The sequence below is a fragment of the Blastococcus sp. SYSU D00922 genome, assembly GCF_054050495.1.
In genome coordinates this window covers 1-19,719 of the sequence record NZ_JBJGZL010000008.1, presented here as the reverse complement: position 1 = coordinate 19,719, position 19,719 = coordinate 1, and the positions used below count along the sequence as shown (strand labels likewise).

16 protein-coding genes are annotated in these 19,719 nt (G+C 73.7%); 12 read left to right on the top strand and 4 right to left on the bottom strand.

Translation table 11 applies throughout. The features are described from left to right. Window positions 1-27 precede the first annotated feature (27 nt). Window positions 28-1,833: a BCCT family transporter gene (locus ACI78T_RS12930; protein ID WP_456558506.1), complete on the bottom strand. Its 1,806-nt coding sequence runs from the start codon at window positions 1,831-1,833 to the stop codon at window positions 28-30. Window positions 1,834-2,119: 286 nt separating this feature from the next. Between ACI78T_RS12930 and argG the strand changes: the two genes are divergently transcribed. The 9 genes from argG to ACI78T_RS12885 all read left to right on the top strand — a co-directional run bounded on the left by argG (window position 2,120) and on the right by ACI78T_RS12885 (window position 12,712). After that, window positions 2,120-3,568: an argininosuccinate synthase gene (gene argG, locus ACI78T_RS12925; RefSeq protein ID WP_456558505.1), complete on the top strand. Its 1,449-nt coding sequence runs from the start codon at window positions 2,120-2,122 to the stop codon at window positions 3,566-3,568. A 146-nt stretch (window positions 3,569-3,714) separates the two neighbouring features. Beyond that, window positions 3,715-5,115, top strand: a complete 1,401-nt coding sequence (locus tag ACI78T_RS12920) for an FAD-binding oxidoreductase (RefSeq protein ID WP_456558504.1) — start codon at window positions 3,715-3,717, stop codon at window positions 5,113-5,115. Window positions 5,116-5,263: 148 nt separating this feature from the next. Then, entirely contained in the window at window positions 5,264-6,778 is a 1,515-nt protein-coding gene (locus ACI78T_RS12915) for an adenylate/guanylate cyclase domain-containing protein (protein ID WP_456558503.1), read from the top strand. Between the two features lie 139 nt (window positions 6,779-6,917). Continuing rightward, window positions 6,918-8,855, top strand: coding sequence for a peroxidase family protein (locus ACI78T_RS12910; RefSeq protein ID WP_456558502.1), 1,938 nt, complete (start codon window positions 6,918-6,920; stop codon window positions 8,853-8,855). 69 nt (window positions 8,856-8,924) lie between these two features. After that, complete coding sequence (locus ACI78T_RS12905; protein WP_456558501.1) at window positions 8,925-9,455, top strand: RNA polymerase sigma factor; 531 nt, start codon at window positions 8,925-8,927, stop codon at window positions 9,453-9,455. Then, window positions 9,452-10,306 (top strand): zf-HC2 domain-containing protein, encoded by an 855-nt coding sequence (locus tag ACI78T_RS12900; RefSeq protein ID WP_456558500.1) that lies wholly within the window; start codon window positions 9,452-9,454, stop codon window positions 10,304-10,306. The genes ACI78T_RS12905 and ACI78T_RS12900 overlap by 4 nt, the downstream gene beginning before the upstream one ends. Then, on the top strand, window positions 10,303-11,166 hold the full coding sequence (locus ACI78T_RS12895; RefSeq protein ID WP_456558499.1) for an ABC transporter ATP-binding protein: 864 nt from the start codon (window positions 10,303-10,305) through the stop codon (window positions 11,164-11,166). Before ACI78T_RS12900 ends, ACI78T_RS12895 begins: the two co-directional genes overlap by 4 nt. Next, a complete protein-coding gene (locus ACI78T_RS12890; protein WP_456558498.1) occupies window positions 11,163-12,122 on the top strand; it encodes a hypothetical protein in 960 nt (319 codons plus the stop codon). Before ACI78T_RS12895 ends, ACI78T_RS12890 begins: the two co-directional genes overlap by 4 nt. Window positions 12,123-12,154: 32 nt before the next feature. Next, window positions 12,155-12,712 carry a hypothetical protein gene (locus tag ACI78T_RS12885; protein ID WP_456558497.1) on the top strand — a complete coding sequence of 186 codons (558 nt, stop codon included), beginning with the start codon at window positions 12,155-12,157 and terminating at the stop codon, window positions 12,710-12,712. A gap of 28 nt (window positions 12,713-12,740) precedes the next feature. Here the strand turns inward: ACI78T_RS12885 and ACI78T_RS12880 are convergent, their stop codons facing one another. Continuing rightward, a complete protein-coding gene (locus tag ACI78T_RS12880) occupies window positions 12,741-13,772 on the bottom strand; it encodes a potassium channel family protein (RefSeq protein WP_456558496.1) in 1,032 nt (343 codons plus the stop codon). A 77-nt stretch (window positions 13,773-13,849) separates the two neighbouring features. Beyond that, the gene (locus tag ACI78T_RS12875; protein ID WP_456558495.1) at window positions 13,850-15,589 is read right to left on the bottom strand and encodes a class I adenylate-forming enzyme family protein; all 1,740 of its coding nucleotides are present in this window, start codon (window positions 15,587-15,589) and stop codon (window positions 13,850-13,852) included. 92 nt (window positions 15,590-15,681) lie between these two features. Between ACI78T_RS12875 and ACI78T_RS12870 the strand changes: the two genes are divergently transcribed. Continuing rightward, window positions 15,682-16,533 (top strand): patatin-like phospholipase family protein, encoded by an 852-nt coding sequence (locus tag ACI78T_RS12870; protein WP_456558494.1) that lies wholly within the window; start codon window positions 15,682-15,684, stop codon window positions 16,531-16,533. Window positions 16,534-16,660: 127 nt separating this feature from the next. Here the strand turns inward: ACI78T_RS12870 and ACI78T_RS12865 are convergent, their stop codons facing one another. Next, on the bottom strand, window positions 16,661-17,314 hold the full coding sequence (locus ACI78T_RS12865; protein WP_456558493.1) for a TetR/AcrR family transcriptional regulator: 654 nt from the start codon (window positions 17,312-17,314) through the stop codon (window positions 16,661-16,663). 111 nt (window positions 17,315-17,425) lie between these two features. Here ACI78T_RS12865 and ACI78T_RS12860 point away from each other — a divergent pair, with 111 nt between their 5' ends. Further along, entirely contained in the window at window positions 17,426-18,646 is a 1,221-nt protein-coding gene (locus tag ACI78T_RS12860; RefSeq protein WP_456558492.1) for an acyl-CoA dehydrogenase family protein, read from the top strand. Then, the gene (locus ACI78T_RS12855) at window positions 18,643-19,623 is read left to right on the top strand and encodes an acyl-CoA dehydrogenase family protein (RefSeq protein WP_456558491.1); all 981 of its coding nucleotides are present in this window, start codon (window positions 18,643-18,645) and stop codon (window positions 19,621-19,623) included. The genes ACI78T_RS12860 and ACI78T_RS12855 overlap by 4 nt, the downstream gene beginning before the upstream one ends. The last annotated feature ends 96 nt before the right edge of the window (window positions 19,624-19,719 follow it).

The window sequence follows — 19,719 nt, the reverse complement described above, 5'->3', positions numbered from 1 at the left end:
AGTCGCGCGGGCCCGCCGTGGAACGGGTCAGCGTTGCGTGTCGGCCCGGTCGGCCGCGGCGGCCGTGTTGCCGGAGAACTGCACCGGCCGGGCGCCGTCAGCGCGGTCGTCGGCGTCACCGGCGGCCTCCACCACGAGCACGAAGTCGTCCCCGTGCCGGGTGATGCCGTCGACGACCGCCTGCTCGACGGCCTCGGTGGCGTAGGTGCGGCGCAGGACCATGGGGTCCGAGCGGACGTCCTTGGCAAGGGAGACCGCCAGCCCGACCATCACCAGCGCGAACGGCAGGGCGGCGATGATCGTCAGGTTCTGCAGGCCGGTCAGCGCCTCGTCGCCGCCGATCATGAGCATCACCGCGGCTACTCCGCCCATCACGACGCCCCAGAAGATCACCGTGCGGCGGCTCGGGGCGAGCGTGCCCCGCTCCGAGAGCGAGCCCATGACGATCGAGGCGGCGTCGGCGCCGGAGACGAAGAAGATCGCCACGAGGACCATCACGAGGACCGTCATCACCGTGGCCAGCGGGTACTGCTCGAGCACCCCGAACAGCTGGCCCTCCGAGGTGGCCGCCCCGGCGACGTCCGCGCCGCCGCGCTGCGCGGCGATGCCGGCACCGCCGAAGATCGCGAACCACATCAGGGTGACGACGCTCGGCACGAGGAGCACGCCGGCGACGAACTGGCGGATCGTCCGGCCGCGGCTGATCCGGGCGATGAAGAGGCCCACGAAGGGCGTCCACGAGATCCACCACGCCCAGTAGAAGACGGTCCAGCCACGCAGCCACTCGGCCATCGCCTCGCCGCCGCTGGCCTCCGTCCGGCCGGCCATCTGCGCGACGTCGGAGAAGTAGCTGCCGATCGCCCCGGGGACCAGGTTGAGGATCAGCACCGTCGGTCCCGCCACGAAGACGAACAGGGCCAGGACGACGGCCAGCACCATGTTGATGTTGGACAGCCACTGGATGCCCTTGGCGATGCCGGAGACCGCCGAGGCCACGAAGGCAGCCGTCAGGACGGCGATGATCGCCACGACCACGCCGTTGCCGACGTCACCGGCCCAGCCGAGGATCTCCATCCCGCTGCCGATCTGCAGGGCACCGAGCCCCAGCGAGGCAGCCGACCCGAAGAGCGTGGCGAAGATGGCGAGGACGTCGATCAGCTTGCCCGCCGGCCCCTCGGTACGGCGCTTGCCCAGCAGCGGCTCGAACGCGGCGCTGATCAGCTGCCTGCGGCCCCGGCGGAAGGTGCCGTAGGCGATGGCCAGGCCCACCACGGCGTAGATCGCCCAGGGGTGGAGCGTCCAGTGGAACAGGGTGGTCGCCATCGCCGTCTGGATGGCTTCGGGCGTCTCGGCGTCGACGCTGCGGGGCGGCGGGGAGACGTAGTGCGCGAGCGGCTCGGCGACCCCGTAGAACATCAGGCCGATGCCCATGCCGGCGCTGAACATCATGGCGATCCACGAGACGGTCCGGAACTCCGGTGCCTCGTCGTCCCGACCGAGGGGGATGCGCCCGTACTTGCTGGCGGCCAGCCACAGGACGTAGACCACGAAGGCCGAGGCCAGGGTCACGAACAGCCAGCCGAGGTTCTTCTCGATCCAGGTGAGGGCGTCTCCGCTGGCCGAGCCGAGGCCGGACGGGCTCACGAACCCCCAGGCGACGAACGCGACGGCGAGCACGGCCGAGACGGCGAAGACGCCGCGGTCCAGCCGGCCCTTCTCGTCAGCGGTCGCCGCTGGAGGCTCGGCGATCGCCGGGTGGGAGCCGGTGTCGGTGACCGACGCATCGACGGCCGGTCCGGGCTCGCGAGGGCCCGAGGGTGCGGTGGGTGTCATCGTCACAAGCGGGTACCGGCGCCTTCGGGGAGGCGCCCCTCCGTTCGGTGTGCGGCAGCGCGGTGCTCGCGCGGCAGGCGGTCGTGTGCGCGCGGTTTCGGCGCTCTAACGACCCGTCCAGGGTCGTACGGGAGCGCTATCCGCGCAAAGCGAGCAGACGCTCGAGTTCCGGTTGTCCCCGCCCGTGTGCACGGAAACGTGACGTCGCCCGTACGGGGGGCGGCGGGCGGCCGCCATCGTCGACCCGGTACCGCATGGTCATGCACAACCATGCATAATCGTTCTCGTGTCCAAGGTTCTCACGTCCCTGCCCGTCGGCGAACGCGTCGGCATCGCCTTCTCCGGCGGTCTCGACACCTCCGTAGCGGTCGCCTGGATGCGCGACAAGGGCGCGGTGCCCTGCACCTACACCGCGGACATCGGCCAGTACGACGAGCCCGACATCGGCTCGGTGCCCGGCCGGGCCACCGCCTACGGCGCCGAGATCGCCCGGCTGGTCGACTGCCGCGCGGCACTGGTGGAGGAAGGTCTGGCCGCGCTGACCTGCGGCGCCTTCCACATCCGGTCCGGCGGCCGCAGCTACTTCAACACCACCCCGCTGGGCCGCGCGGTGACCGGCACCCTGCTGGTCCGCGCCATGCTCGAGGACGACGTCCAGATCTGGGGCGACGGCTCCACGTTCAAGGGCAACGACATCGAGCGCTTCTACCGGTACGGCCTGCTCGCCAACCCGTCGCTTCGCATCTACAAGCCATGGCTGGACGCCGACTTCGTCAACGAGCTCGGCGGCCGCAAGGAGATGTCGGAGTGGCTGCTCGCGCACGGGCTGCCCTACCGGGACAGCACCGAGAAGGCCTACTCGACCGACGCCAACATCTGGGGCGCCACGCACGAGGCGAAGACGCTCGAGCACCTCGACACCGGCATCGAGACCGTCGACCCGATCATGGGCGTCCGGTTCTGGGACCCGGCGGTGGAGATCGCACCCGAGGACGTGACGATCGGCTTCGCCCAGGGCCGGCCGGTCTCGATCAACGGCAAGGAGTTCGGCTCCGCCGTCGAGCTGGTGCTCGAGGCCAATGCGATCGGCGGCCGGCACGGGCTGGGCATGTCGGACCAGATCGAGAACCGGATCATCGAGGCCAAGAGCCGCGGCATCTACGAGGCCCCGGGCATGGCCCTGCTGCACGCGGCCTACGAGCGCCTGGTCAACGCCATCCACAACGAGGACACCCTCGCGACCTACCACGCCGAGGGCCGGCGGCTCGGCCGGCTGATGTACGAGGGCCGGTGGCTCGACCCCCAGGCGCTCATGCTCCGGGAGTCGCTGCAGCGCTGGGTCGGCATGGCGGTCACCGGCGAGGTGACGCTGCGGCTGCGCCGCGGCGAGGACTACTCGATCCTCGACACCTCCGGGCCGGCGTTCAGCTACCACCCGGACAAGCTGTCGATGGAGCGCACCGAGGACTCCGCGTTCGGTCCGGTCGACCGCATCGGCCAGCTGACCATGCGCAACCTCGACATCGCGGACTCGCGGGCCAAGCTCGAGCAGTACGCCGGGCTGGGCATGGTCGGCGGCGCGACCCCGGCCGCGATCGGCGCGGCCCAGGCGGCCGCGACCGGGCTCATCGGCGCGATGCCCGAGGGTGGGGCCGAGGTCATCGCCTCGCGCGGCCAGGTGTCGCCCGACGACGAGCTGCTCGACCGCGCGGCGATGGAGTTCGGCACCGACTAGCACTCTCCGCTCGCCCGCGGCCGTGACGGTGCGGTGACGGGGACCTAGGACCGTGTCCGGTCGACGGACGCCGTCCTAGGTTCGGCGCCGCCTTCTGCGCACGCGCTCGAGCGGCGGGCGCGTGCGCTCCCGACCGAGGAGCAGCCATGACACAGGCACTGTCGGCCCTGGCCGACCGGGTGAGCGGCGAGGTCGTCCGACCGGGCGGCGAGGGGTACGAGGAGGCCCGGCGGGTCTACAACGCGATGGTGGACGTACGTCCTGCCGCCATCGTCCGGTGCGCCACCGAGGAGGACGTCGTCGAGGTGGTGCGGACTGCCGCCGAGCGCCGGATGGACATCGCGGTGCGCGGCGGCGGGCACAGCGTGCCGGGCTTCGGCACGGGCGAGGGCGCGATCGTCGCCGACCTCTCGCCGATGCAGGCGGTGCAGGTCGACCGGGGGGCGCGCACGGCGACCGCCGGCGGAGGCACCACGTGGGGGCGCTTCAACGACGTGACCTCGGCTCACGGCCTGGCCACCACCGGCGGGATCATCTCCACGACCGGCATCGGCGGGCTGACGCTCGGCGGCGGTATCGGTTACCTGTGCCGGGCCTACGGGCTCTCCTGCGACAACGTCGTCTCCGCGCGCGTGGTCACCGCCGACGGGTCGTCGCTGACCGCGAGCGCGGAGGAGAACCCCGACCTGTTCTGGGCACTGCGCGGCGGCGGAGGGAACTTCGGCGTCGTCACCGAGTTCACCTACCGGCTGCACCCGGTGAGCACGATCTACGGCGGCCCGATGTTCTTCGAGCTGGCCGACGGCGCCGCCGTCCTCCGGTACTTCCGGGACTTCATCAGGACGGCGCCCCGCGAGTACGGCGGCTTCCCGGCCTTCCAGATCGCGCCCCCGCTGCCGTTCGTACCGGCCGACCGGGCCGGCGAGCCGTTCGTCGCCCTCGTGTCCTGCTGGAACGGACCGGCCGAGGACGGGGAGCGGATCATCCAGGGCTTCCGGGACGTCGCCCCGCCGGTCGCCGAGCACATCGGGGAGATGCCGTACGCCGCGCTGAACAGCGCCTTCGACGCGCTGGTCCCGCCCGGCCTGCAGCACTACTGGAAGGCCGCCTACACCGGGGACCTGACCGACGAGGCGATCGCGGCGCACATGGAGCACGGGCCGAAGGTGCCGACGGTGAACTCGACGGTGCACCTGTACCCGATCGACGGCGCCGTCCACGACGTCGGCGCCGACGCCACGGCGTTCGGCCACCGCGACGCCGCCTTCGCCCCCGTCATCGCGGGCATGTGGCCGGACCCGGCGCAGAACGAGGACAACATCCGCTGGGTGCGCGAGTACCACGCCGCCATCGCGCCGCACTCCCAGGCCGGCGGGTACGTCAACTTCGCGTCGCCGGACGACCAGGACAAGGTGGCCGACAACTACGGGGCGAACTACGGCCGCCTGACCGAGGTCAAGCGCCGCTACGACCCCGACAACCTGTTCCACCTCAACCAGAACATCCGCCCGCTGCCCGTGCCGGAGCCGCGCGGCGGCACGGCCTGACCCCGGCCGGCGTCGCCCGGGAGGACACGACCGGGCGACGTCGGCGGCGTCGTGCGGCGCGCGGTCCGCCGAGCCGCGATCATGACCGGGTGATCACGATCGGGTGCCCGGCCGTCACGCAGCGCCCGCGCCCCTCGTTGCGCCCGGCATGAGCACCGGCCGCGACGACGTCCCCGTGCGCCGCGAGGGCGACTGGGCGAACTGGGCGCCCAGCGGGCGGGCCGCCGTCCCGGCCATCGTGCTGCTGGTGATCGTGGCCAACCTGGTCGGGGTCGCGACCGTGATCCTGCTGCTGATCGGGGTCGAGGACCGCGACGGCGACAGCGGTCGCGCGACGGTGCTCTGGGCGGTTGCCGCCTACCTGGTGGTCGCCTTCCCCGTCGGCACGCTCGCCGGGTTCCGGCGTCAGCGGGTGACCAACCGCTGGCTGATGGCCCGGCGCGAGCCGACGACGGAGGAGGCGTCCTACGCCCTCCGGCTGCCGGTGGACACCGCGTTGATCGCCGGGTCGATCTGGCTGGTCGGCGCGGTCCTGGTGGCGGGGGTGTCGGCGGCCGCCTTCCCCGAGCCGCTCGTCGGGCTGCGGACCGGCATCGCCACCCTGCTCGGCGGGATGGCGACCGCCGGGGTCACGTACCTGCTCGTCGCCCGGGCCGCCCGCACGGTGACCGCGATCGCCCTGGCCGCGCACCCGCCGGCCGGTGCGCTGACCCTCGGTGTCCGTCCCCGGCTCCTGCTCATGTGGGGCCTCACCAGCGGCGTCCCGATGCTCGGCGTCGTCCTGCTCTTCCTCGACCCCAGCAACCCCGACGGGCCGGGGGAGGGGGCGGTGGTCTTCCTCGTCGTCGTCGCGCTGCTGGTCGGCGCGCTGGCCACGCTGCTGACCGCGCGGGCCGTGGGGCAGCCGCTGCGCGACCTGCGCAGGGCCGTGCAGGACGTCGGCCGCGGCAACTACGACGTGAGCGTCGTGGTCGACGACGCCGGCGAGATCGGGCTCCTCCAGGAGGGCGTCAACACGATGGCGGCCGGGCTGGCCGAGCGGGAGCGCCTGCGCGACCTGTTCGGCCGGCACGTCGGGACGACGGTCGCCGACCAGGCGCTGACGGCGGGGGTGTCCCTGGGCGGCGAGGAGCGCACGGTGGCCGCGCTGTTCGTCGACATCGCCGGCAGCACCTCGCTGGTGCGTCGCACGGGCCCGGAGGAGATGGTCGGCCTGCTGAACCGGTTCTTCGGCGTCGTCGTCGACACCGTCGAGACCGAGGGCGGGCTGGTCAACAAGTTCGAGGGCGACGCCGCGCTGTGCGTCTTCGGCGCGCCCACCGACCACCCCGATCCGGCGGGCGCAGCGCTCCGGGCCGCCCGCCGGATCAGCGACGCGGTCCGCGAGGCCGGCGAGGTCGACGTCGGCGTGGGCGTCGCCTGCGGCCGCGTCTGGGCCGGGCAGTTGGGCGCCGCGAGCCGCTTGGAGTACACGGTCATCGGCGACCCGGTGAACGAGGCCGCGCGCCTGACCGAGCTGGCGAAGGACCACACCGGGCGGGTCGTCGCGAGCGAGAGCACGGTGCTGGCGGCGGAGCCCGGCGAGCGCGCGCACTGGGTGCGCGACGGCGACGTCGAGCTCCGCGGCCGCGGCGAGAAGACGACCACCTGGGTGCGGAGCTGATCCCGGGCATCGACCCCTTGTGATCGTCGGGGGAGCGGAGGAATCTGTCCGCCGCCGGAGCAGTCCGGCGCTCCGTGCACCGAGCATCCGTGCCGTCGCTGCGCACTCCTCCGGCAACGGGTGGGGAGGGCAGATCCCCGTGAGCACAGAGATCCCGGAGACAGGGACGACCCGCACCACCACCGGCGTCTCGGTCCCGCGGCCGCGGACGTCGTCCGACCGGTACGTGGACGGCGCCCCGCCGTCCGACCCCCCGGGGCAGGTGCCGGGCGGGGACTACCGGCGGACGCCGTTCTGGTGGCTGTTCGACACGGCGTGCGAGCTCGTCGACCGCGTCGTCGGCTGGGACCGGCTGCCCCTTCCCGGAGGGCTCACCGTCCTCGTGGGGCTGCGCAACATCCTGCGCAAGGAGAACCTGCACGACCCCTCGCAGGTGGTTCCCGTCGTCGGTGGCCCCCAGGCGCCCCCGCGGACGCCGGCGCACCTCGTGGCGCGCAGCGTGGACGGTGCGCACAACGACCTCGACCACCCGACGATGGGGATGGCCGGGGCGCGGTTCGGCCGCAACATCCCGCTGGACGCGGTCCTCCCGGTCACCGACGCGGAACTGCTGGAGCCCAGCCCGCGGGAGGTCAGCCGCCGCCTCATGACTCGCACACGGTTCCAGCCGGCCGAGACCGTCAACACGCTGGCCGCCGCCTGGCTGCAGTTCATGATCCGCGACTGGTTCAGCCACGGCGAGGGTGACACCTCGCGCCTGGTGGAGATCCCGCTCGAGCCGACCGACGACTGGTACCAGAGCCCGATGCGGATCCCGCGCATCCACCTCGACCCGAGCCGCCCCGCGGAGGCCGAGGGCCCGGTCACCACGGTCAACGAGGTGACCCACTGGTGGGACGGCTCCTCGCTCTACGGGTCCACCGCCGAGCAGCAGGACCGCGTGCGCGCCCACACCGACGGCAAGCTCCGGCTGACCGCCGACGGCCGGATCCCGGCGCCCGACGACCCGGCGCTCGACCCGACGCGGGTGCCGGGGTGGTGGACGGGGCTCGGGATGCTGGCGACCCTCTTCGTCCGCGAGCACAACGCCGTCTGCGACCGGCTCAGGGCCGAGTACCCGCACTGGGACGACGAGGAGCTCTTCCAGCGCGCCCGGCTGGTGGTGGCCGCCCTCCTGGCCAAGATCCACACCGCGGAGTGGACGCCCGCGATCATCAGCCACCCGACCACCGCGTTCGCGCTGCGGGCCAACTGGTTCGGCGTCGCGGGGGAGCGGATCGCGCGCACGTTCGGCCGGATCAGCGGCAGCGAGGTCATCAGCGGGATCCCGGGTGCGGCGACCGCCCACTACGGGGTGCCCTTCTCCCTGACGGAGGAGTTCACCAGCGTCTACCGCATGCACCCGCTGCTGCCCGACGACTTCGACCTCCGGTCGCTCGACGGGGACCGACCGCTGGCCGAGCTGACCTTCCCGGAGATGGCGGGGCCGCACTCGAAGGACGTCGACGCGCGGTTCGCCCTGGGCGACCTCTACTACTCCTTCGGGACGACGCACCCGGGCGCGATCGTGCTGCGGAACTTCCCGCACTTCCTCCAGGAGTTCACCCGGCCCGACGGCGGGGTGATCGACGTGGCCACCACCGACATCGTGCGGATCCGGGAGCTGGGGGTGCCGCGGTACTGCGCGTTCCGGCGCCAGCTGCACCTGGCCGCGCCGAAGACGTTCGCCGACCTGTCCGACGACGCCGAGCTGGCCGAGGAGATCTCCGACGTCTACGGCGGGGACATCGAGCGGGTCGACCTCATGGTGGGCCTGTTCGCCGAGAAGCGGCCGGCCGGCTTCGCCTTCAGCGACACCGCGTTCCGGATCTTCGTCCTCATGGCGTCCCGTCGGCTCAACAGCGACCGGTTCTTCACGCGGGACTACCGGCCCGAGATCTACTCACCGGCCGGGCTCGCCTGGATCCGGGACAACGACATGCGCACCGTGCTGCTGCGGCACCTGCCCGAACTGCGGCCGGCCCTCCGCGGCGTCGACAACGCCTTCGCGCCGTGGAAGCGCGTGATGGGGGCCTGAGCAGGAGGTCGCCGATGTTCGCCGCTCCCTGCGCGAACACTCCGGGTCGCCCGGAGCTACAGGTGTGGCATGAGGACGCCAGGACCTCGCCCGGACGGTGACCTGCTGCGGGCGGTCGCCGACCGGGACCGCGCGGCCCTGCGCGACCTGTACGACCGGCACGCTCCGTGGCTCCGCGCGCGGCTGTCCCGGCGCTGCAGCGACGCCGGTCTGGTCGAGGAGGTCGTGCAGGACACCTTCCTCGCCGTCTGGAGGAAGCCGGAGGCCTACCGCGGATCGGGGGACGTGACCGCCTGGCTGTGGGGGATCGGCATCCGGCGGCTGCTGGCCGCCGTCCGCCCGCGGCGACCGTTGCCGCTCCGCCTGCTCGTCCAGCCACCCGCGCCCTCGGCCGAGGACGTCGTCCTGCTCGGTGTGGAGCACGGCGACCTGGCTGCTGCCGTCAACGGGCTGTCACCGGAGCTGCGCGCCGTCGTCCGCGCGGTCGCGCTGGACGGTCTGACCAGCCGGGAGGCCGCCCGGCTGCTCGGTGTTCCCGCGGGCACGGTCCGCACGAGGATGGCGCGCGCCCGCGCCCAGCTGCAGGAGGCGCTGGCATGAGCTGGCACGTGGACCCGGTCGACCTCGCGGAGTACCTCGACGGCGCCCTCGCGGACGACGCTGCCTCGTCCGTCGAGGCGCACGTCCTCCGGTGCGCCGACTGCCGGGAGCAGCTGGCGGCGCGGACCGGGCCGGCCGGGCGGAGCACGCACGAGCGCACGTGGGCGGCGCTCACCGACGCCATCGACGTCGCGCCCGTGACGCTCACCGAGCGAGCCCTGGAAGCGGTGCTCCCCTCGTCCGTGGTCCGGCTCATCGCGGCCGCCCCGGCGATGCGCCGCGCCTGGTGGACGGCGGGCACGGGCCTGCTGGTCCTCGCTCTGCTCGCCGCCCAGCTCGGCACGGGGGCGTTCGGGACCGCCGTGTTCCTCGTGTCCGCGCCGCTCCTGCCGCTCGCCGGGGTGGCCCTGGCCTACGAAGGCAGCGACGAGCTGACCGGTGAGGTCGCCGGCACGACGCCGTACCCCAGGTTCCGCATCCTCCTGCTGCGCACCGCGGCCGTCGCCGTCACCACCCTCCCGGTGGCCGCTCTCCTGTCGGCGGCACTGCCCGTCGGCGTCCGGCCGGCATCCCTGTGGCTCATCCCGGCCGCGGCCCTGTGCGCGCTGGCGCTGGCCCTCTCCGCCCGCTTCGACATCCGCCGCGTGGCCGTCGTGCTGACCCTCCTGTGGCTGGGGGCGACCTGGACGACCCTGCGCACGCCGCGCACGCCACCCCCGATCGACGAGCTGCTGGAACGGTCGCTCGTCTTCCGGCCCGCCGGGCAGGCGTTGCTGCTCGCCGTGGCAGTTCTCGCCCTGGCCGTCGCCGTCACGCGCCGCACCACCTTCGAGGACAGGAGAAGGGCATGAACGCGTCAGTGGAGCTCACGGGCGTCCGCAAGAGGTTCCGAGGAGCCGTGGCGCTCGACGACGTCTCGCTCACCCTGGAGCCAGGGGTCACCGGGCTGCTCGGCCCGAACGGAGCCGGCAAGACGACCATGCTGCGGATCGTCGCGACGGCGCTCGGCCAGGACGACGGCGCCGTGCGGGTGCTCGGCCTCGATCCGTCGCAACCGGCCGAGCGGCTGCAGATCCGGCGGCGTCTGGGTTACCTGCCGCAGGACTCCAACGTCTACAGCGGCTTCACCGCGTTCGCGTTCGTCGACTACGTCGCCGTCCTCAAGGAGATGACCGACCGGGACGCCCGTCACGAGGAGGTCCGTCGCGTGCTCGACGCGGTCGGACTCGGTGACCGGGCGCACCAGCGGATCCGCGCCCTGTCGGGCGGGATGCGGCGCCGGGTCGGCCTGGCCCAGGCGCTGCTCGGTCGGCCGCGGCTGCTCGTCCTGGACGAGCCGACCGTAGGCCTGGACCCGGAGCAGCGGCTGCGGTTCCGCGAGGTGCTCGCGGGGCTCGCGCCGGACACCACGGTCCTGCTGTCGACCCACCTGACGGAGGACGTCGCCGCCCTGTGCTCCCGCGTGGTCGTGCTCGACAGGGGGCGCGTCCGCTTCGAGGGCTGGACGTCGGAGCTCGCGGCCGTCGCCACCGGACGCGTCTGGGACGCCGACCGCCCCTCGGCGGACGCCGCTGTCGCCTGGCGCACCCCCGAGGGGCGATTCCGCAACGTCGGCAACCCACCGGCGGGCGCAGACCTGGTCCCCGCCGGGCCGGAGCACGGCTACCTGCTGCTCACCGGTTCCCACTCGCTCGAGGAGGTGGCGCCATGAGCGCCGCAACCGCCGTCGCCGGATCCTCCGCGGTCGTCGACCGGCGAACGATCGCCGAGCTGGCCCGTGCCGAGAGCCGCTATCTGCTGCGCAGCCCCCTCCTGTGGCTCGGTACCGCGGTCTACCTCGGCACCGCCGTGCTCCCGGTCTTCACCGGGCAGGGCGCCACCGACACTGCCAGCGACCTGTACCTGACGTACCAGTTCTCCTCCTCGGCGCTCGCCCTCGCAGCCTTCCTGGTGGGCGTGTGGGCGGCGGCTCGGGAACGGCCCGCGACCACCGCCGAGCTGTTCGGCAACACACCGGCGCGGCGCTGGGACCGGACGGTCGGACTGCTCGCTGCCGTGGTCGTCCCGTTCGCCATGGCGCTGGTCGTCGGGTGCGTCCAACTGGTCGTCATCGCGGTGCTGGGTGGGATCCCGGTCGGTGACGAGCCGTGGCGGGCCGACCTCGTCCCGACGCCCCTGGAACTGCTCGGTGCGCCGCTGGCCGTGGCGTGCTCGTTCGTCGCGGGTGTGGCCGTCGTGCGCCTCGTGCGGTCGAGGGCCGTGGCCGCCGTGCTGGGGGTCGTCGGCGCCGCGTTCCTCTTCCTCTTCTTCTGGATCTGGTATGTGGTGCCCTTCGCTCTGGTCGCCGTGTACCGCACCGCGCTGACCTCGCACGAGATCCCCGGTGAACCGACACGTGCCGAGGTGGAGCAGTTCGTCGCCTTCGGCGCCCCGGACCAGCACCAGACCTACTTCACCGGCATCGACCGCGACCTCGCCTTCTACGGGCTGCACCTCCTGTTCGTCGTCGGGCTGACCGCCACTCTGGCCGGTGTCGCGCTCCTCCGCAGCGGTCCCGATCGCCGGTCGGTGCGCGTTCTGGCAGCCGGACTGCTGGTCGTGGTCGCCGCTGTCGGGGCCCAGGTGCTGTGGGTCGACGGCGCGACCGACTGGATGGGCTTCCTGTGAGGCCCTCCTGGGGGCTCGTCCTGGCTGCCTCGGTGCCCGCGGTCGCGTGGCCCGCGGTGCTCGGGGCGGTCGGGGCCGCCCTGACCGTCACCGCCACGCTGGGAGTGCTGCCCCCCATCGGCGACGGACTCATCCCCGTCCTCGCCGTCCTGGTCCTGGCCTGCGGCGTGGCGGCGGCCGCCGAGGACGGGACGGCGGCGCTGACGGTGACGACTCCGGTCGCCCCGCGTCGTCGCCTGGTCGCCCGGGCGCTCCTCGTCGTTCCGCTCGCGGCAGCGGGGATGATCGGCGTTCTCGGGGTCGCCGCCCTCGCCGGCGCCGCCCCGGACCAGGACCTCGTGCTGCTGTGGGCCGCCCTCAGCACCGTGGCGCTGGCTGTCGGGGTGGTGGCGCGCCGTACCGCGGCGGAAGTTCCGGGGCCTGCCGCGGCAGCGGTGATCCTGCTGACCGGCTACGTGCTGGTGACCCGGCTGCCGTCGTGGGTCCTCGACATGCCGGTCTGGGATTCCTGGGCCGAGCGGATCGGGATCCTCGTCGTGCTGTCGGCCGTGCTGCTCGCCCGGGCCACCCGGGACCCCGCGGCGTCGTGACGCGGCCGGCGCCGCGGGTCCGGGCGGATCAGTGGTGCGAGCGGACCACCACGAGGACGTCCTCCGGCTGGAGGGTTCCGATCAGCGGGTCGTCGAAGCGCAGCGTCCGGCCGCCGCGCGTCACCGACAGCACCACGTCGCGCAGCGAGCGCGGGCCCAGCCCCACCTCGCTCGAGCTGACGGTGCGCTGGTGCAGGTCCAGCCCCTGGCCGCCGGTGACGAGGTCCTCCACGACGGCGACCACGCGCGGGGCATCGGTCGACAGGCCGAGCAGGCGCCCGGACGTGGCCGAGGTGGTGATCACGGTGTCGGCACCGGACTGGCGCAGGAGGTTGGCGTTCTCCTCCTCGCGCACCGAGGTGGTGATGGGCACGCTCGGGTTGAGCTGGCGCACGGTGAGCGTGATGAGCACGGCGGCGTCGTCCCGGTTGGCCGCGACGATGACCGCACGGGCCCGCTCGACCGACGCCCGCCGCAGCACCTCGGTGCGGCCGGCGTCGCCGATGATCCCGGTGAGACCCAGGGAGTTGGCCTCGTCGATGGCCCGCGGCTCCGGGTCGACGACGACGATCTTGTCCGGCGTGGTGCCGTTGGCGATCAGCGACCGGATGGCGCTGCGGCCCTTGGTGCCGTAACCGCACACGATGACGTGCTGGCGCACGCGGGACCTCCAGCGACGGATGCGGAACTCCTCGCGCGAGCGCGTGGTGAGCGCCTCGAGGGTCGTTCCGATGAGGACGATGAGGAACAGCACGCGCAGTGGCGTGATGACGATGAAGTTGATCAGGCGGGCCTGGTCGGTGACCGGCGTGATGTCGCCGTAGCCGGTGGTCGAGAGGGTGACCGTCGCGTAGTACGCCGCGTCGAGCAGCGTGACGCCGCCCGGCTCGTTGTCGAGGTCCCGGTACCCCTCGCGGTCGACGTAGACCAGGACGACGGTGAGGACGAAGACGAACAGCGCGAAGATGAGCCGCGCGGCCACCTGCCGGATCGGCGACGGCTCGACGTGCGCGATGCGGACGCCGGTGTGCTCGGTGCCGGCTCCCTCTGGCTGCGTCACTCGGGGCACGATAGTGACGCCCGCGCCCCGCCGCGCGGCGCCGCACCCGAAAGGGCACGGCGCCGCACCCGAACGGGTCAGCCGCCGGCGACCTTCTCGCGCTCCTTGGCGGCCAGCTCGCGCTTGAGCACCTTGCCCGCCGCGGACACCGGGATGGCGTCGATGAACACGACGTCCCGGAGCCGCTTGTACGGCGTGACCTTGTCGTTGACCGCCGCCATGACCGACTCCGCGGTCAGCGCCGCGCCGTCGTCGTCCGCCTTGCGGACGACGTAGGCGACCGGGAGCTCGCCGACCTGCTCGTCAGGGCGGCCGACGACGGCGGCGCCGGCCACGCCCGGCACGGCGAACAAGATCTCCTCCAGTTCGCGCGGGAAGACGTTGTAGCCGTTGTAGAGCAGCATGTCCTTGGTGCGGTCGACGATCGCGAGGTAGCCGTCCTCGTCGAGGATGCCGACGTCGCCGGTGTGGAACCAGCCGTCCGGGTCGATCGACTCCGCCGTCGCCTCGGGGCGGTGCGCGTAGCCCCGCATCACCTGCGGGCCGCGGATGCACACCTCGCCGCGCTCGCCGACCGGGAGCGGGTCGCCCCCGCCGAGCGGCCGGATGCTGATCTCGGTGTCGAAGACCGGGACGCCGACGGTGCCGGCCTTGCGGACGCCGGACCGGAACGAGGGGTTGCCGGTCGCCTGCATGGTCACCTCGGTGAGCCCGTAGCCCTCCCCGATGACGGCGTTGGGCAGCAGGGCCTGCAGCTTCTCGATCAGCGTGACCGGCAGCGGTGCCGCGCCGCTGGAGACGCCGCGGATCCGCGACCAGTCGTGGTCGGCGAAGCCGGGGACCTGGAGGAGGGCGACGAAGACCGGCGGTGCCCCGCCGATCGCGGTGACGTCGTACTTCTCCATGTCCTCGACGTACTTCACCGGGTCGAAGCGCATGTGGATCACGGTCGTCGTGCCGCCCATGACCATGCCGTTGAGGTAGCCGATGGCGCCCATGGCGTGGAACCACGGGGTGAGGTTGATGATCCGGGCGGTGCCCAGGCGGGTGGGGTACTCGTCCTCGCCGACCACCTGGCGGACGGTGACGTCGCCGGCCTCGTCCAGCTCGGGCAGCGACCCCGACGTCCAGCACGCCGACTGCAGCACGTTGGTGACGACGTTGCGGTGCGGCAGCTCGACGCCCTTGCTCACGCCGGTCGTGCCGCCGGTGTAGGCCAGGTGGGCGAGGTCGGCGGCCACGTCGACGTCCCCGTCGAGGTGCCGGTCGGAGGTGTCGCCGGCGAGCAGGTCGGCCAGGTCGACGTCGCCGTCCTCGAGCGGCAGCCGGGCCGCGAAGTCGGTGATGTGGGCCTCGCCCGTGACGACGACCGTCTGCACCGGGGTCTGGGCGAGAGCGCCGCGGACGAAGGGCAGCACCTGGTCCCAGGTGATCAGCATCTTCGCGCCCGCGTCGGTGAGCTGGGCGGCGAGGTCGGCGGCCGGCAGCAGCGGGTTCGTGGGGGAGAAGGTGGCCCCGGCCAGCATGATCCCGTAGTAGACCGGCGGGTACTGGCGGCAGTTCGGGATGTGCACGGCGACCACGTCGCCCCGCCCGATGCCGTGGTCGGCCAGCCACCCAGCGACCGCGTGCGCCCGGGCCCCCATCTCCTCGAACGTCAGCTCGACGTCGTGGTCGATGAAGGCGGGGCGGTCGCCCCACCGGCGGACTGCCGCGCGCAGGATCGACCCGACCGGAACCTCCGGGTAGTCGAGCGAGCGCGGGAGTCCCGGGGGCCAGCTGGCGGTGGTGGCTTCCCCGGACTGCGTGGCGGTCATGCGCTTCCTCTCGTCGTGAGCGTCGGCACACAGCGTGGCTCAGCTCACACGCCCTGTCGAGGTCCCGTTCGCGGTCTGTGAGGATGGCGCCCATGAGCGACCAGCGCACCGCCCTCGTCCTCGGTGGCGGCGGCATCACCGGCATCGCCTGGGAGATCGGCATGCTGGCCGGTCTGGCCGAGGCCGGCGTCGACCTCACCGGCGCCGACCTTGTCGTGGGCACGTCGGCGGGCTCCGTGGTGGGCGCGCAGGTCGCCTGCGGGGTCGACGTCGAGGAGATGTACGGCCGCCAGCTGGCGCCCGCGACGGGCGAGAAGGTGGCCCGGCTCAACCGCGCCACCCTGGCGCAGTTCGGCTGGGCCATGCTCCGCAGCCGCGGGCGGGACGTGGAGTTCCGCCGCCGCATCGGCGCGCTCGCCCTGGCGGCGGAGAAGGCGGGTCTGACGCCGTCCGAGCAGGAGCGCCTGGACGTGATCGGCGCCCGGCTGGGTGGCAAGGAGTGGCCCGAGCGCGCCCTCACCATCACCGCCGTCGACGCGGAGACCGGCGAGTTCACGCCGTTCGACAAGTCGTCCGGAGTGCCGCTGCTGCACGCGGTGGCCGCCAGCTGCGCCGTCCCGGGCGTCTACCCGCCGGTGACGATCGACGGTCGCCGGTACGTAGACGGCGGGATGCGGTCGGCGGCCAACGCCGACCTCGCCCAGGGCTACGACCGGCTGGTCGTCCTCGCCCCCATCCCGCGGGGCGTCGGGCCGATGGCCAGCGTCGACGCGCAGGTGACCGGCATGGTGTCGCGCGTCGCCGTCGTCGCGCCGGACAAGGACAGCCGGACGGCGATCGGCCGCAACGTGCTCGACCCGGCGGCCCGGGCACCTTCGGCGAAGGCCGGGCGCGCCCAGGCGGCGTCGGTCGCGGCGAAGATCGCCGACGTCTGGACCGGCTGACCGTCCGACGGTGTGCGCAGATGCGCCGTTCCACCGGCCATCTCGGCGCATCCGCGCACACTGACGCCGACACGAATGGTCGTCACGGGTGCTCCTCGACGTCGACGCGCGGGTGAGGAGCGGGCGGTCAGCCGTGACCGTCGAGGTCCAGCATCCGGGCGGCGAGCCGCTTCCAGAGCCCGAGGTGCGGGTCGGTCGCGGCGGGGCGGTCCTCGAAGGCGTACACGAGCGCGACGCCGCGCATGCTGGTGAACAGCAGCTCGGTGAGGTCGCCGTACAGCGGGGCCCGCGCGATCTCCGGGCCCCAGATGCCGTCGGCGACGGCGGCGATCGCCGCGCGCAGCCGGCGCTCCTCCCCGCGCAGCGCCCCGCGCAGGGCGGGATCGGTGCGGGCCGCCGTCCACAGCTCCATCGCCGCCCAGAACGGCGGCTCCTGGAAGGTCGCCCACATCAGGTCGATGGCCCGGTCGACCCGCTCCTGACCGGTCGGCCCGTCGTCCATGAGCGCGGCGGCGCGCTGCCGGACCTCCTCCAGCCGGGTGGTGGCCACGTGCTCGGCGGCGGCGACGAGGAGCTCGGCCCGCGAGGGGAAGTGGTGCAGGAGGCGGCCGCGGGACACCCCCGCCCGCGCCTGGACCGCCAGGGTCGAGGCCCCGGCGTAACCCTCCTCGACCAGGCAGGCGACCGCGGCGTCGAGGATCAGCAGCCGGCTGTCGGCGGTCCGCTCGGACCGTGAGCGCGTCACCGGCGCGGCGTCGGAGTGCAGCGGCTCGGCGGTCATCGGGCGAAGCGTAGGCCCGAACCGGCGCGCACAACAGTCACCGTTGACCGTTACGGGTGACGGCTGTCACGCTGCGGCCGACCCCGCTCATCGACCGAGAGGCGCCCGCCCGTGGACTTCGACGACAGCCCCGACGAGGCGGCCTACCGGGCGCGGGTGCGTGAGCTCCTGGTGGAGCACGCCGGCGAGCTGCTCACGCTGGCCCCGGGTCAGGAGGGCATCGACGCGCGGACCCACGAGGCCGAGATGCGGCGGACCCAGCGGGTCCTCGCCGACGCGGGCCTGGTCGGCGTCACCTGGCCTCGCGAGTACGGCGGGCAGGGCGGCACCCTCGTCCAGCAGTCGATCGTCGCCCAGGAGCTGGCCCGGGCGCGGGTGCCTGCCCTCATCAACCACATCGGCATCGGGATGTGCGGGCCGACGGTCATCACCCACGGCAACCAGGACCAGCGCGACCGCTACCTCGCCCGCCTCCTGCGCGCCGACGACGTCTGGTGCCAGCTGTTCAGCGAGCCGGCGTCCGGCTCCGACCTCGCCGCCCTGCGCACCACCGCGGTGCGCGACGGCGACGACTGGGTCGTCAACGGCCAGAAGGTCTGGACGACGCTCGCCCACGTCTCCGACTACGGCATCCTGCTCACCCGCACCGACCCCGACCGGCCCAAGCACGCCGGGCTGACGATGTTCGTCGTCGACATGCACGCCCCCGGCGTCACGGTGCGGCCGCTGCGCCAGATGGGTGGCCAGTCGGACTTCAACGAGGTGTTCTTCGACGACGTCCGGATCCCCGACAGCGAGCGGCTGGGAGAGCCCGGGGAGGGCTGGCGGGTCGCCCTCACCACCCTGATGAACGAGCGGGTGGCCATCGGCGGGGCCGGCGGCAGCATCGGCCAGTCCGTGGAGACCTTCGTGCAGCACGCGCGCGACCGGCTGCCCGCCCTCCCCCCCGAGCGCCAGGTGCTGGCCCGCAAGGCCGTCGGCCGGGCCGTGGTGGCCGCGCTGGGCGCCCGCTACACCGGCTACCGCCGGCTGACCGTGCTCAGCCAGGGCGGCATCCCCGGGCCCGAGGCCAGCGCCGGCAAGCTCGCCGGTACCGAGGCCGCCCGGCTGATCGCCGACGCCGGGGTCCGGCTGCTGGGCGACGACGCGGTCTACGCCGCGACGGCGGACGGCGACGACCGCTGGCAGCGCACGCAGTCGTGGATCCCCGGCATCGCGATCGCCGGCGGCACCGACCAGGTGCTGCGCAACATCCTCGGCGAGCGGGTGCTGGGGCTGCCGCCCGAGCCGCGCAACGACAAGACGGCTCCGTTCTCGGGAGGAGCACGGTGAACTTCGACCTCGACGACGACCAGCGCGACATCGCCACTGGCGCCAAGAACTTCTTCCGGGGCTCCGCCTCTCCCGCGGCGGCCCGCACCGCGCTGGAGGGCGGCGGGCTCGAGCCCGGGCGCAAGGCGCTGGCCGACATCGGCTTCCTCGGCATCACCGTGCCCGAGCCGGCCGGGGGCGCCGGCCGGACGCTGCTCGACCTCGCGGTCGTCGCCGAGCAGGCCGGGGCGGTCCTCGCCGGGCCCTCCCTCGTCACGGCGGCCCGGGCGGCGGTCCTGCTGCAGGGGGAGCCCGAGCTGGCCGCGCAGCTCGCCGACGGCTCGACCGCGTTCGCGGTCCTCGACGGCTCGGGGCCCTCGATCGACGCCGCCGACGCGACCGCCTTCCTCGCCCTGGTGGACGGCGACCTCGTGCTGGGCGGGGGCGAGGCGGTGCCCGGCCGGCCGATGGACGCCACCCGCGGGCTGGCCTCGGTCCGGCTGACGTCGCGGCGGGTGCTGGTCCCGGACGCCGCGGAGCTGTGGACCCGCGCGCGGCAGGTGGCCGCGGTCGCGATGGCGGCCGAGGACCTCGGGGGCGCCGACCGGTGCGTGCAGCTCGGCGTGGCCTACGCCCAGGAACGCGAGGCGTTCGGCCGGCGGATCGGCTCGTACCAGGCCGTCAAGCACATGCTCGTCGACGCCTGGGTCGGGGTGGAGCAGCTGCGGTCGCTCGTCTGGTGGGCCGCCTGGGCCGCCGACGCCAACCCCGCCGAGCTGCCGCTGGCCGCGTCCGCCGCCAAGGCGTGCGCCGCCGCGGTGTTCGACCAGGCGGCGGGGACGCTGATCCAGGTGCACGGCGGCATCGGCTTCACCTGGGAGCACGACGCGCACCTGTACTGGCGGCGGGCGAAGGTCGACCGGCTGCTGCTCGGTGACGAGGCCGAGCACCTCGACGCCGTTGCCCGCCTCGCTGTCGCCGGCGCCCTGGGCACCTGACCGTGGGGGGGGGGGGGGGGGGCCGGCGGGGGGGGCGGGGGGGGGCCGCGCCGCGCGCCGCCCCGCCCGGGCCGCCCCCCCCGCCGGTGTGCCGCC